This window comes from Streptomyces sp. NPDC051315 (genome assembly GCF_044455165.1).
In the GTDB taxonomy this organism is placed as follows: Bacteria; Actinomycetota; Actinomycetes; order Streptomycetales; family Streptomycetaceae; genus Streptomyces.
Genome location: NZ_JBITEN010000017.1, coordinates 55,434 through 68,348, shown reverse-complemented (window position 1 = coordinate 68,348; position 12,915 = coordinate 55,434). Strand labels below are relative to the sequence as shown.

The following is a 12,915-nucleotide window of genomic DNA, read 5'->3' as shown; positions in this document are numbered from 1 at the left end:
ACCGAGAGGCGGCGGAAGATGGGGCAGGCATGGGGTTTCGGCAGGTATGGCGGGCCCGAGGTGCAGGAGTTCTTCCAACGACCCGACCCCGTACCCGGCCGCGGTGAGGTGCTGATCCGGGTGGACGTCGCCGGGGTGAATCCCCTCGACCACATGCTGCGCTCGGGTCTGGTCGACGGGCTCGACGGCGGGCGTCCGTTTCCCCGCGTGCTGGGCGTGGAGGCAGCCGGAACCGTTCTCGCCCTGGGCGAGGACATCGACGAGCTCGAGGTGGGTGACGCGGTCTTCGGCCTCGCGCTCACCGGTGGCGGCACCTACGCCGAGACGACGGTGCTGTCCGCGCCGAACACCGCGCGCATCCCGGAAGGGCTGTCCGCGACCGTGGCGGCAACCCTTCCAGTGGCCGGGACGACCGCGGTGGACGTGCTCGACCAGCTCGGTCTCCCGGCCGATGCCACGGTCCTGGTCAACGGGGTCGGGGGCGGGGTCGGCCTCGCCGTCGCCCGGCTGGCCGTCGGGCGCGAGCTGCGTGTGATCGGCACCGGGAGTGCCGCCAAACGCGAGCACGCCGAGGCCATCGGGGTGCGGTTCATCGACTACACCGCCGAGGACGTCGTCGCCGCGGCACGCGAGCTAGTTCCGGACGGCTTCGACGGGATCGTCGACCTGGTCGGAGGCACCCCGCTGCGGACGGTCGCTCCGCTGGCCCGGGATCCACGCCAGGTCATCGCTGTGGGTGATATGTCGGTGCCCGATCTCGGTGGGCGTTTCGTCGAGCGTCGCCTCGACCGGGAGAACCTGGAGCGGTCGGCCCGGCTGGCCCTCGACGGAGTCCTCGCACCCGTGATCACCGCGGTCCACTCGCTCTCCGACGCCCCGGCCGCCCTCGCAACCGTCGAGAACGGCCACACTGCGGGCAAGGTGGTCATCAAGGTGGCGTGAGAGGTGCCCGGCCGCCCAACACCGTCGACGATCCCTTGCGGACTGCCGAGAGCCTGTGGTCAGCGCATCGTCAACTGAGCACGTTCACCTGTACAGGGTTACCACGTTCAGGCGTACGCCGACAGGCGTCGGCAAAGCGGGCTCGGTCGTCGCCGATCTCCGCCAGGATTCGCGCACCGGTCAGTGCGGCTAGTCCTGGAAAGCTGCGGATGACGGTCGCATCAGGATGCTCGTCGAAAGCCTGCGTAACGGCTTCATCGAGCTGTTCGGCGTTGCCGCAGGCGGTGTTGAGCTGTCTGAGGAGAGCGGAGGTCTGGTGTCCGAGAGCTGCTTCGACCTGCGGGAGCTGGTGGAGGCGGTTGCGTGTGAAGACCTCGTGGAGCCGTTCGACGTCGGCCTGAATGCGGCGGATCCGGCCGGCCTGCTTGAGCAGTGTCTGCAGGCGTCGCCGCATCAGCTTCGCGGCCATGGCAGGAGTGGGTGCCGCGGCCAGTATGGCGCGGGCTTCCCTCGAACACAATCCGTTCTTGTGCTGGGCAAAGGCGTCGAGGATCGCCTGGTAGAGCTCTCTGAGCTGGGACCGAAGCTTGTTGTGGGCCTGGCCGCGGGCCCGGACGGCGTCTTGTTGGGCCCGAGCGAGCACGGCGATGGCTTGGACGAGCTCGGAGTCCGCAGGCAGCGGTCGGTGGGCGGCCATATCGGTTCGCAGGATGTTGGCCAGAACCGCGGCGTCGACGGCGTCCGACTTCTCGCGGGCGATGGAGTGGCGGTCTCGGTAGCGGGCAACTGCCATCGGGTTGATCGCGAAGACCGGCCGCCCAGTGGCACGCAGGCAGGCGACGAGGAGCCCGCGTGACGTCTCGATCGCCATGGGGATCGGGGCGACATCGCTGTCTCCGTGTTCGGTCAGTAGGTCTGTGAGCTGGGTTAACCCTGCAGTATCGTCGCTCTCTAGCAGAGCTACTGGTACTGCACCCCGGCGGGCCTCGCCGAAGCCGCCGCCTCCGGCGAACTCGCGCCGACGGTCGGCCGGACCACCGGGAAGCGCATCGCCTCCAGCAAGACGGGCCTTCGGGAGCACGGCCTCGCCCTGGTCGACACCGTCATCGCCTTCCACCAGGCGGAGGCTGCCGACCACGCCGACTGGCAACTCGAAGTCGCCCACCCCACCCCAGCCGGCTCCCTGGTCCCCGACGCCGTGGTGCTCCTGGCCGACGGCTCCAGCGCGTTCGTGGAGATCGACCGCACCATGTCCTACGCCCGTCTGGTCGCCAAGCTGGAGCGCTACGACGCCTAGCGCAACGCGCCGCCGTCCGGCGCGGCAACGCAGCCCGCGCCCCGCGCAGCCACTGGCAGGAGACCTACGCCGGGCCGGCCCTGGAGCGGCCCTTCCCGCCGGTGCTGTTCGTCTTCGCTCCCGCCCCGCGCCGCGCGGCCCCGGCAACGAGGGAGGCCGCCTTCCACGACCGCGCCCGCCGCGTTGGCAGCGTGAACTACCGGCCCGCCGTGGCGACCACGACCCTGCCCCTGCTGACCCGGCACGGCGCCGATGGGCCGGTGTGGCGGGTCGTCGGCAACGGCCGCGGCGAGGACCGCTGTTCTCTGGCCGCGCTGCCGAAGGCACGGTGAGCACGGTGGGCCCGGCCTCCACCCAGGCCGGGCCCACCGTCGTCTTCACGCTCTCGTTGTCGGTGGCGGCTGCAAGTGGTCCGCTACATCGCGGTGGCGGCCATGAGCAAGAACCTCGCCGACGAACTCGGCCCTCACGGGGTGAACGTGGTCGTCGTACACCCGGGTCCGACCCGCACCGAGGCGTTTGAACAGCACGTTCAGTCGCTGGCCCGAGCCCGGGGCATCTCCGTCGAGGAGGCGGAGCGCCTGGCGGCGTCGACAGTCTCGATCGGCCGCATGGTGACCGCCGAGGAGGTCGCGGACGTCGTGGCCTTCCTGGCCAGCCCCCGCGGCGTCGCCCTCAACGGCGACCCGGTCGTCGCCAGCGGAGGAATGCGCGGACCCATCCACTACTGACGGGCCGCGCTAATCGCCTCCCCGATCTGCTCGCTCGCCTGCCTGCGTTGCGGTGCCAGGCCGCGCTTTCGCCGCAAGCCCGGGGGGACATACCGGCCGGCGGCCTGCTGGGGACCGCCTCCCTGTGCATCGCCCCGGACGCTCGCCGAGCCTGGTGGGCCGACGAGGAACTGCAGCTGTCGAGGACCGAGTCCGATCTGTTGGAGCTGATGGTGCGACGAGGGGATCCTGCTGGCACCCTCGACGGTCTCCAGCCGGATATGGGGCTACGACTGCGGGCCGCACACCAACAATCTGGCGTGCTGCGTCGGCTGTCTGCGGCGCAAGCTCGCCGACGCCGGCGCGCCCGACCTGATCCACACGGTGCGTACCGTGGGCTACGGGGTGCGGCGGCCATGAGCCTCGCTTCCCTGCAATTCCAGGCCGAGATCCTGGGCCACGTCGCCCGAAGCCGTGTCGCCGTTGTGGTGTTTGGCGCGCTGGATCTGTTCGTAGACGTGGGCGCGCAGTTCGGCGAAGCGCGTGCTGGAGCGGGTGTGCAACTGGTCGCGTTTGTCGGGGAGGTCGATGGTCAGGTCCTCCTGCACCACGGTCGGTGAGGTGGACAGGATGATGGTGCGCTGGCCGAGGTAGACGGCTTCGTCGATGTCGTGGGTGACGAACAGGACGGTGACGCCCAGTTCCTGCCACAACCGCCGGATGAGGTCCTCCAGTTCGGCGCGGGTCTGCGCGTCGACGGCGGCGAAGGGCTCGTCCATGAGCAGCACCTTCGGTTCGAAGGCGACGGCGCGGGCGATGGCGACGCGCTGCTGCATTCCGCCGGAGAGCTGCCAGGGGTAGGCCTGGTGGGCGTCGGCGAGGCCGACGACCTCCAGGGCGTGGTCCACCAGCTCCTTCTCGCGGGCCTTGCCGAGCTTCTTGCGGCGCAAGGGCAGGGCGACGTTGTCGCGTACGTTCATCCAGGCGAACAGGGAGCGGCCGTACTCCTGGAAGACCACGGCCATGCCGGGCGGGGGCCCGGTGACCGGGTGGCCGTCCAGGGTTACCTCGCCGCCGCTAGGGGTCAGCAGTCCCGCCATGCATTTCAGCAGTGTGGTCTTGCCGCATCCCGACGGGCCGACCAGGCACACGAGTTCACCGGCACCGATGTGGAAAGTCAGGTTCCGCAGGGCTTCGACGTTGCGGTGCCGGCCGGTGTAGATCTTCTGCAGGTTGCGTACGTCGAGCATCGACGTCTCCTTGTCGGGGGTTGCGCCGGGCGCGGCGTCAGGGGTTGCGCTGCGCGCGGCGCAGGCCGTGGTACCAGGCCAGGACCCGGTTCTCGGCGAAGCGGAAGAGCAGCGACAGGGCGAATCCGAGCAGGCCGAGCAGCAGGACGCCGCTCCACATCTCGGGGATGGCGAAGGAGCGCTGGAACTGCACGATGGTGAAGCCGAGGCCGTTGCTGGCGGCGAACATCTCGCTGATGACCATGAGGATGATCGCGATGGACAGGGCCTGGCGCATGCCGGTGACGATCTGCGGGCTGGCCGAGCGCAGCACCAGGTGCCGCAGGCGCGCGACGCCGGTGATGCCGTAGGAGCGGCAGGTGTCGCTGAGCACCTCGTCGACGGCGCGGACGCCTTCGACGGTGTTGAGCAGGATCGGCCACATACAGCCGCTGACGATGACGATCACCTTCATGGTGTCGCCGATGCCGGCGAACAGCATGATGACGGGCACGAGCACCGGGGGCGGGATGGCCCGGAAGAGTTCCAGGACGGGCTCCAGGACATCCCGCACGAGGCGGCTCATGCCGACCACCAGGCCGAGCCCCACCCCGACGACGACGGCGAGGAGATAGCCGGCGACCAGCCGGGCCAGGCTGGGTACGACGTCTGACAGCAGCCGTTCGCCCGTCCACACTTCCCCGAACCTGCCCAGGATGGTGGACAGCGGGGGGACGTAGAAGTCGGTGCTGTCCGCGGTGGCGAACCACCACACGGCGAACAGGACCGTGGGCAGGCCCAGGACCAGCCCGGTCCGCCTGGCCAGTATGAGGACGTTCGTCACTGTCCCTCCCTGCGCATCGATTGGTGCCAGTGCAGTGCCCGCCGCTCGACCGCCCGCGCCACCAGGTTGACCGCGACCCCGAGGAGTCCGGTGACCAGGACCAGGGCGTAGACCCGCGGTACGGCGCCGGAGGTCTGCGCGACCGCGAGCTGGTTGCCCAGGCCGGGCGCGCCGATGACGAGCTCGGCGGTGATCGCCAGGACCAGTGCCACCGTCGCGGCCAGCCGCACGCCGGTCATCACGTACGGCAGCGCGGTGGGCCATACGACGTACCGCACCCGCCCCCAACTGCCCATGTGATAGCTGCGGGCGGTGTCCTCGGCGACCGGGTCGACGTCCTGTGTGCCTGCCAGCACCTGGACGAGCACCTGCCAGAAGGAGGCGTACACCACCAGCAGCAGCTTCGACTCCAGGTCGGTGCCGTAGAGCAGCACCGCCACCGGGATCAGGGCCACCGACGGGATGGGGCGCAGGAACTCGATGGTGGAGGCGGTCACCGCGCGCAGGACCGGAACGGAGCCGATCACCACGCCGGCGACCACACCACCCACGACCGCGATGGCCAGGCCCAGGCCCCACCCGGTCAGGGTGTCACCGAGCGCCGTCCAGAACGCGCTCTCGGCGAGCAGGTGCCACAGCGCGCGGCCGGTCTCCGACGCGGGCGGAAGGTAGTCGGCCGAGACCGCGCCGGTGCGGGGGAGCACCTCCAGGACCGCCACCAGACCTGCCAGGCCGGCGAGCCCGCGCAGTGCGACGGTGGTGCCCGGGCCGCGCCGGGCGGGGGCCCCGCCGGAACCGGTACCGGTCCCGGCGGGCCTCGTCTTCACGGACGTGATGGCCGATGTCATGAGAACAGGGCGTTCAGGTCGGGCTTCTTGTCGCTGAAGAGACCGTCCTTCTCGCCGAGCGCGGCCAGCTTCTCCAAGGAGGCCATGTCGTACTGCGCGGGCCAGGAGGGCAGTGTCAGGTTCTTCAGCACCGCGCCGTCGATCTTGGTGTACGTGGTGAGGATCTGGCGTGCCTCGTCCGGGTGTGCGGAGGCGTAGGTGAGTGACTCGGTCATCGCCTCGGCGAACTTGTTCACCAGGTCGGGTTTTTCCTTCGTCAGCTGGGTGGAGGCGAAGTAGGTCGCCACCGTGAGCTTGGGGTCGGTCTCGGCGAACGGCGACGCCACGACCCGGGCCCCCTGGGACTTGGCGATCGTCAGCGCGGGCTCGCCCATCCAGGCCGCGTCCACCTGGCCGCCGTCGAGGGCGGCCGGCATCTGGTCGAAGGCCATCTCCACGAACTTGACCTTCGAGGGGTCGCCGCCGTCCTTGCGGACCGCCTCGCGCACGGTGGTGTCACCGATGTTCTGCAGGGTGTTCACCGCGACCGTCTTGCCGGCGAGATCCTTGGCGGACTTGACCGGGCTGTCCTTCTTGACGGCGACGCCGGTGACGTCGGCGCCGACCTTGCCGTTGGTGGCCGCTCCGTTGACCACCGACGTGACCGGAACTCCCTTGGTCTGGGCGATCATCAGCGACGTCGTGTTGCTGAACCCGAACTGGAACTGTCCGCTCACCACACCGGGGATGATCGCTGCGCCGCCCTGGGCGCTCACCATCTCCAGATGGATGCCGCGCCTGCTGAAGAAGCCCTTCGTCTGGCCCAGATAGAGCGGCGCGACATCGACGATCGGGATGATGCCGACCTTGACCTGGGTGGTTTTGCCGTCGCCCGAGGACGACGAACCACTCGTCCCATCGGACGAGGACCCGCATCCGGCCGCACCGGCGACCGTGACCACTGCTATCGCAAGCCCGAGAATGCGCCGTCGCATAGGGCTCCTCCTGACGGAAGCGTGAATGAGAAAATGATTAATTTGCGCATTTATGCGCCGAGTTGAGCGAGTTGCGCGAACGTTATGGCGTTTCTGAACAAGTCGTCAATGGGAGAGTCGCGGAAGTTCCGCGAAGGGCGCCTGGCTTCCGCCGGCGTGGGTTGTGGGCTGTGGCTGGGCCTCCCGCTGTGACTCCGCAGGGAGTCAGGCGGATCACGTCGGGGCCGAAGCTGTGTATGTTGTGCAGCTTCTTGACGGCCGCAATCTACACGCCTAACTTCGCGATGTCATGCCCCAGCACAGAGGGATCGCGAAGGCTTGCCCCGGCTTCCCGGTCTCCGGCTGCGCCCCTCCCCCGGAGGAGACGGGACTCCCCTGTCGCCCACGCGCAGTGCTGTTCCCGCCACCTTCACCGAGACAAAGGAGTCCGCATCGTGAAGCCCCGCATCCGCAGACGTACGGTCGTCGCCCTGGCGGCACTACTGCTCGCCGCACCCCTCGCCCCGTCCGCCCAGGCGGCCGAGACCGACACCCACGTCGAAGGCACGTTGCCGTCCGGCGCGAGCTACGTGATGGACAAGCCGGAATCCTGGAACGGCACGGTCCTGCTGTTCAGCCACGGCTACACCCCGGCGGGCCTGCCCAATCCCGCGCGGAACGCCCCCGACGACGCCACCAAGTCCATTCTGCTGAAGGAGGGTTACGCGCTCATCGGCTCCTCTTACGCGAGCAACGGGTGGGCGGTGAGCGAGGCGGTCCCGGACCAGCTCGCCACGCTCGACGCCTTCACCTCGCGCTTCGGCACAGCCCGGCGGACCATCGCCTGGGGCGCCTCCTACGGCGGGCTCGTGACCTCGATGATCGCCGAGCGCCACCCGGACCGCATCAGCGGATCACTGTCCATGTGCGGCCTGCTCCAAGGCGGCGTGGCCAACTGGAACAGCACCCTCGACCCGGTCTTCGCGTTGAAGACACTGCTTGCCCCGGATGCGGACATCCCCCTGACCGGTCTGGGGAGCCAGGCGGCCGCCGCCGAGGCGTCCGGCACTCTGGCCGGGGCCGTCGGCGAGGCGCAGAACACGGCCTCGGGCCGGGCCCGTATCGCGCTGGCCGCCGCCCTGCACAACATCCCCGGCTGGAACGACACCTCCCAGACCCAGCCGGAACCGACTGACTGGGACGCCCAGCAGGCCAACCAGTTCCAGACGGTCATGGGCCTGGTGCAGATGCCTGCCTTCTCCTGGCGTCAGGAAGCCGAAAGCCGGGTCGGGGGCAACATGTCCTGGAACACCGGCGTCGACTACGCCGCGATGCTTCAAAACTCCCCCCTCTACAAGGAGGTCAGCGAGCTTTATGCCAAGGCCGGTCTGTCCCTGACCAAGGACCTCACCACACTGAACAGCGCTCCCCGGATCGCCGCCGACACCCAGGCCGTCGACAAGATGGCCCTCACCAGCTCCTTCACCGGCCGGCTGGCCAAGCCGCAACTGACCGTGCACACCACGGGCGACGGCCTCATCCCGGTACAGTCGGCGAGCGCCTACAACCGTGCGGTCACCGCGGCAGGCGCCGCCCCCCTGCTGCGTCAGGCCTTCGTCAAGAACGCGGGGCACTGCACGTTCAGCAGTGTCGAAGGGGTCGCCGCCCTGCACACCCTGGAGACCCGTATCACCACCGGCCACTGGCAGGGCACCGATCCAGCCTCCCTCAACGCCCGTGCCACGGAGGTCGATCCCTCCGAACCGGCGCGTTACGTGAGCTACCAGCCGGCACAGTACCCGCGCCCCTACGACCTGGCCCACCCCACCGACCGGTACCGCCCCTGACGCCACGCCGCCCGCCGTGCCCACGGCGGGCGGCCATACCCTTGCCAAGGTGACCCTCTCCCCGGTGAACTCCCTCAACGTGGACGACAGGTACCCCGATGCCGCCCCGGACTCCCCGGCCGGCCCGCAGCTGCGCCCCCAGTCGCTGCTGCTCGCCTTCTTCGGCAACCACGTCCTGGAAGAGGGCCCGCTGTGCGTGTACTCGGGCAGCATCATCGACGTCCTCGGAAGGGTGGGAGTCGGGGAGCAGGCCGTCCGCTCCACCCTCACCCGGATGGTGGGCCGCGGCCTGCTGCAGCGCCGGCGGCAAGGACGGCGCATGTACTTCGGCCTGACCCCGCACGCGGCGCAAATCCTTCACAACGGCCGGAAACGTATCTGGCACACCAGCGCGGTCAACGACGACTGGGACGGCACCTGGACCCTGTTCGGTTTCTCGCTGCCCGAAGCCTGGCAGCGTCAGCGCCACGACCTGCGCTCACATCTCACCTGGTCCGGCTTCGGTTCCCTCTACAGCGGGCTGTGGATCGCGCCGGGTGATGTCGACGTCTCCGAGATAGTCGCCGAGCTGGGCATCGCAGACCACGTCAAGATCTTCCACGCGCGCGCCTACGCGGCAACCGACATCGACGTGATGATCCGCGACACCTGGGACCTTCAGACCATCGCCGCACGCCACACCGCCTTCGAGAACCGATGGATCACCCACGTCGGCAATCAGTACGGCGATCCGCTGGCCACCCACCTGCGCCTGGTCGCCGAGTGGCTGGACACCATCCGCACGGATCCCCGGCTGCCCGCCCGGCACCTGCCGCCCGACTGGCCCGCCCGATCGGCGGAGGAGACCTTCCGGCGCATCGCGGAACAGACGAGGGAGCCTGCCCGCCGGGTGGCCGCCGAACTGCTGGAGACAACGCCGCTGCAGACCTCCTGAGCGGTTCCCTGTCGTTGGGCTCCGTGTACCGGGCCCGCGGCGCAGGGTGGCGTCCCGAGTCGGACCGTCGCAGGCAGTGAACCCACCACGTCCGCACGCCGGTTGAGCGGGCTCACGACCAGCGCCCCGGCTCGTACGCACCGGGCGCCCGTCGGACCGCCAACTCGGCCCGGAAGCGGGCGATCTTCTCCGGTGTGAACACGGGTGGCTTATCCATGGGCCTCCTTCGGACCGGCGTGCTCGTCGACCGACCTCGACCTGCGACAGGCACGGCCGCGCACCGCGACGGGCTGATGGTGCGCGGCCTTCGCCTTGCCTCTCCCGGTTCTCGGGTACTCCGGCGACTGGGCCGTCGGATAGCGGGCATCGTTCACACCGCGAGGGTCTCGGGGCGCTCTGTGAGGTGGCGTTCCACGAGATGGCGTCCGAGGAGATGGCCGCGCAGCATGTTCCGGCGCGGGCCGGGGTGACGGAAGACAGGTGACCCGCGCGGCAGATCCGTACGGGTCACCTGGCGGGCGAGGGAATGCGGTCAGGCCCAGGGGCTGACCGCCTTGAAGGAACTGTCGGCGCGGAACGTGGCGTTGTCCTGGAAGGGGTCGACGCGCAGCTCGTAGTTGAAGTGGCGGAGGTAGCGGCCGAGGTAGTTGTACGACTCCAGGCCGACCGAGCCGGGGGCCGAACCCGGCCGGGCGCAGTAGGTGGCGTCCTTGTTGAAGAGTGTCGTGCCGTTGCTCGCGTCGAAGCGGATCCGGAAGTCCAGGTGGCGCAGGTAGCGACCGGACGAGTCACGGAACGAGTAACAGCTGCCGTCGGCCAGGCCGGGGACGACGGTGAAGGTGGCGCTCTGCTTGACCGCCGTGGTGCTGGAGGACGTCACCGGGTCGAGGTAGCCCAGGCTGTCCGACCGTACGACGGCGTAGCGGCCGGGGAAGTTGACCGACTGGAGCGAGCGGGTGGTGTTCGTGGGCAGGGCGGTGCCGCCGGAGACCGGGTCGATGCTGCTCAGGGTGGGGACGACCTTCTTGATCAGGCCCGCCGAGTCGAACTCCAGCTTGTCGATGGTGGTTTCGCGGTGGGTGCCGTCGCCGCCGGGGATGGCGAACCGGTGGTAGGCGATGTACCAGTCGTCGGTGCCCGGCACCTGGACGACCGAGTGGTGACCGGGGCCCTTGATGCCGAGGGAGAGGTCCTTCTCCAGGATCACGCCGCGCTTGGTCCACGGGCCGGTGGGGGAGGAGCCGGTGGCGTAGGCGACGCGGTAGTTCTCGTCCCGGGTGTCGTTCTCCGACCACATGAGGTAGTAGGTGCCGTTGCGCTTGATGACGAAGGTGCCCTCGTTGTAGCCGCTCGGGGTGATGTCGGTGACCTTCGAGGAGTCGAAGGAGACCATGTCGTCGTTCAGCGGGACGACGTAGGCCCGGCCGTTGCCCCAGTAGAGGTACGACTGCCCGTCGTCGTCGGTGAAGACCGCCGGGTCGATCATCTGGCCGGTGTAGGCGCCGCGGGTGATCAGCGGCTTGCCCAGAGGGTCCTTGAACGGGCCGGTGGGGGAGTCGGAGACCGCTACGCCGATGTTCGTGTCGGCGGAGTAGTAGAAGTAGTACTTCCCGTTCTTCGCGGTCATCGTCGGGGCCCAGGCGCGGCTGTCGGCCCAGCTGATGTCGGGACCGAGGTCGAGGATGACGCCGTGGTCCGTCCAGTGGACCAGGTCCTTGGAGGAGTAGGCCTTGAACTGCGTGCCGCTCCAGCCCGCGAAGCCGTCGGTGGTCGGGTAGATGTAGTAGGTGTCGCCGAACCGCACGATGTTCGGGTCGGCGTTGAGCCCGGGCAGGACCGGGCTCTTCATGATGAGCGCCGAGACCGTCCAGGTGCGTTTCGCACCGTCGGAGCCGGTCACCTCGTACGTCACGGGCTTGGTGAAGTCGCGCGGGGTGCCGGAGGCCGGGCTGATGGACGCGCCCTGGGCGAGGGTGAACCGCGGGGCGAGCGCGGTGAGGTCTGTGCCCTCCTTCATCGGCAGCGTGATCCTGCTGCCCGCGTCGTCGACGATGGCGGCGATCTTCAGCGAGGGGTGGGTGGCCGTGGCGATGCCCGTGGTGTTCCCGCTGAGTTCGAGGACCTCGCCGGGTGCCAGCGCGCGGTTGTAGACCCGGAAGTCGCGCATCTTGCCCTTGAAGAGCTTGTCACCGCTGTAGAGCGACTTGCCTATGGAGTTGGCCGTGGTGATGCCGGACCCGATGGAGCCGGGGGTGAGGGTGACCGACGTGTTGCGGGCCACCTCCACGCCGTCCTGGTAGAGGACGCCCGTGGTGCCGGTCTGGGTGTAGGTGACGTGCTTCCAGACCGAGCGCGGTAGCGGGGCGGAGCTCTGGGTGTTCTGTTCGGTGGAGAAGTTCCCGGAGGCGATGGCGGTCCGGGACGAGTTGCCGGTGGTGAACAGGTACCCGTTGCCGACGCCATTGGCGGTGTTGCCGAAGCCGTAGAGGAAGTACGGCGTGGCCTGGGCGGCGTCGATCTGCACGTCCATCGAGACGGTGATCGAGTTCATGCCGCTCATGATGTTGTCCGGCACCTTGATGTAGGTGTCGGAGCCGTTGAAGGTGAGCCCTTCGGCACCCGACCAGCCCGCGGTGCCGTTGACGGTTCCGTTCCGGCCGTTGCCGGAGGCGTCCGCCGCCACGGTGCCCGAGGTGGCGTCGAGTTTGTACCAGAGGGCCAGGCCGTCGGTGATCTCCGCCGCCTGGGCGGGGGCCGCCGGGCCGACGACGCCCACCAGGAGCGAGGCGGCGGCCGCGGCGGCCAGAGCGGCGGGCCGGAAACTTCGGCGGCCCTGAGGTCTCACGCTGTGCATGGGTTCACATCCCCTGATGAAGAGAAGAAGACATGCCTGAGGAGGGGGCTGGAGACCTCGGCCGAGGCCCTGACGTTCCGCCCGTATGACATCGCGTTGCGTGAGTGTGAATTGGGGCATGAGTCAGCGTCAATAGTTTTCGAACAGCGTCCGACAGGTCGAACCATTTCTTTCCGGCTCGGCGACTCGCAGCCGCTCGCGGACGCTTGGTACGTCCGACCGCCGGACAAACACGAGAGGTCTTCACCGTCGTCGGCATCCGCCGCCGGGGAGGATTCGTCCCTTCGGTGAATACTCTCGCCGTCACCGCACAGACCGGCGCGGTGCTCCGAGCGCCGGCGACTTCGTGGTAGCGGCCCGCAACCGCGCGAGAAAGTGAGGGCAACGGCGGCGCCGCCCGGCGGACTGCTTCCGCACGGCTGCCGCCGCGCGGCGCGGTGATGCACTGCTTCACCGA

General features: G+C 69.1%; 11 protein-coding genes and 2 pseudogenes. 7 read left to right on the top strand and 6 right to left on the bottom strand.

The window, feature by feature from the left end; all coding sequences use genetic code 11:
* Positions 1-18 precede the first annotated feature (18 nt).
* Positions 19-942: an NADP-dependent oxidoreductase gene (locus ACIBBD_RS28815; protein WP_399422484.1), complete on the top strand. Its 924-nt coding sequence runs from the start codon at positions 19-21 to the stop codon at positions 940-942.
* Positions 943-1,066: 124 nt separating this feature from the next.
* Here ACIBBD_RS28815 and ACIBBD_RS28810 read toward each other — a convergent pair.
* A pseudogene (locus ACIBBD_RS28810) lies at positions 1,067-1,891 on the bottom strand (transposase); the annotation flags it as partial.
* A gap of 72 nt (positions 1,892-1,963) precedes the next feature.
* On the opposite strand from ACIBBD_RS28810, the pseudogene ACIBBD_RS28805 reads away from it, so the two are divergent.
* The 4 genes and pseudogenes from ACIBBD_RS28805 to ACIBBD_RS28790 form a co-directional block, all read left to right on the top strand.
* Positions 1,964-2,239: pseudogene (locus tag ACIBBD_RS28805) on the top strand (replication-relaxation family protein); the annotation flags it as partial.
* A gap of 101 nt (positions 2,240-2,340) precedes the next feature.
* Positions 2,341-2,571 (top strand): hypothetical protein, encoded by a 231-nt coding sequence (locus tag ACIBBD_RS28800; RefSeq protein ID WP_399422483.1) that lies wholly within the window; start codon positions 2,341-2,343, stop codon positions 2,569-2,571.
* 102 nt (positions 2,572-2,673) lie between these two features.
* Positions 2,674-2,970 carry an SDR family oxidoreductase gene (locus ACIBBD_RS28795; RefSeq protein WP_399422482.1) on the top strand — a complete coding sequence of 99 codons (297 nt, stop codon included), beginning with the start codon at positions 2,674-2,676 and terminating at the stop codon, positions 2,968-2,970.
* Between the two features lie 225 nt (positions 2,971-3,195).
* Positions 3,196-3,369: a helix-turn-helix domain-containing protein gene (locus ACIBBD_RS28790; protein WP_399422589.1), complete on the top strand. Its 174-nt coding sequence runs from the start codon at positions 3,196-3,198 to the stop codon at positions 3,367-3,369.
* Here the strand turns inward: ACIBBD_RS28790 and ACIBBD_RS28785 are convergent.
* Genes ACIBBD_RS28785 through ACIBBD_RS28770 form a run of 4 tightly spaced genes read right to left on the bottom strand, consistent with a single transcriptional unit; the run spans position 3,348 to position 6,844 of the window.
* On the bottom strand, positions 3,348-4,199 hold the full coding sequence (locus ACIBBD_RS28785) for an ABC transporter ATP-binding protein (protein WP_399422481.1): 852 nt from the start codon (positions 4,197-4,199) through the stop codon (positions 3,348-3,350). The genes ACIBBD_RS28790 and ACIBBD_RS28785 overlap by 22 nt on opposite strands.
* Positions 4,200-4,236: 37 nt before the next feature.
* Positions 4,237-5,022 (bottom strand): ABC transporter permease, encoded by a 786-nt coding sequence (locus ACIBBD_RS28780; protein WP_399422480.1) that lies wholly within the window; start codon positions 5,020-5,022, stop codon positions 4,237-4,239.
* A complete protein-coding gene (locus tag ACIBBD_RS28775) occupies positions 5,019-5,870 on the bottom strand; it encodes an ABC transporter permease (RefSeq protein WP_399422479.1) in 852 nt (283 codons plus the stop codon). The genes ACIBBD_RS28780 and ACIBBD_RS28775 overlap by 4 nt, the downstream gene beginning before the upstream one ends.
* Entirely contained in the window at positions 5,867-6,844 is a 978-nt protein-coding gene (locus ACIBBD_RS28770; RefSeq protein ID WP_399422478.1) for an ABC transporter substrate-binding protein, read from the bottom strand. Before ACIBBD_RS28770 ends, ACIBBD_RS28775 begins: the two co-directional genes overlap by 4 nt.
* A gap of 434 nt (positions 6,845-7,278) precedes the next feature.
* On the opposite strand from ACIBBD_RS28770, the gene ACIBBD_RS28765 reads away from it, so the two are divergent.
* Positions 7,279-8,670 (top strand): alpha/beta hydrolase family protein, encoded by a 1,392-nt coding sequence (locus ACIBBD_RS28765; protein ID WP_399422477.1) that lies wholly within the window; start codon positions 7,279-7,281, stop codon positions 8,668-8,670.
* Between the two features lie 79 nt (positions 8,671-8,749).
* A complete protein-coding gene (locus ACIBBD_RS28760; RefSeq protein WP_399422588.1) occupies positions 8,750-9,604 on the top strand; it encodes a PaaX family transcriptional regulator C-terminal domain-containing protein in 855 nt (284 codons plus the stop codon).
* Between the two features lie 532 nt (positions 9,605-10,136).
* On the opposite strand, the gene ACIBBD_RS28755 is transcribed toward ACIBBD_RS28760, so the two are convergent.
* Positions 10,137-12,449, bottom strand: coding sequence for a family 43 glycosylhydrolase (locus ACIBBD_RS28755; protein WP_399422587.1), 2,313 nt, complete (start codon positions 12,447-12,449; stop codon positions 10,137-10,139).
* Between the last annotated feature and the right edge of the window lie 466 nt (positions 12,450-12,915).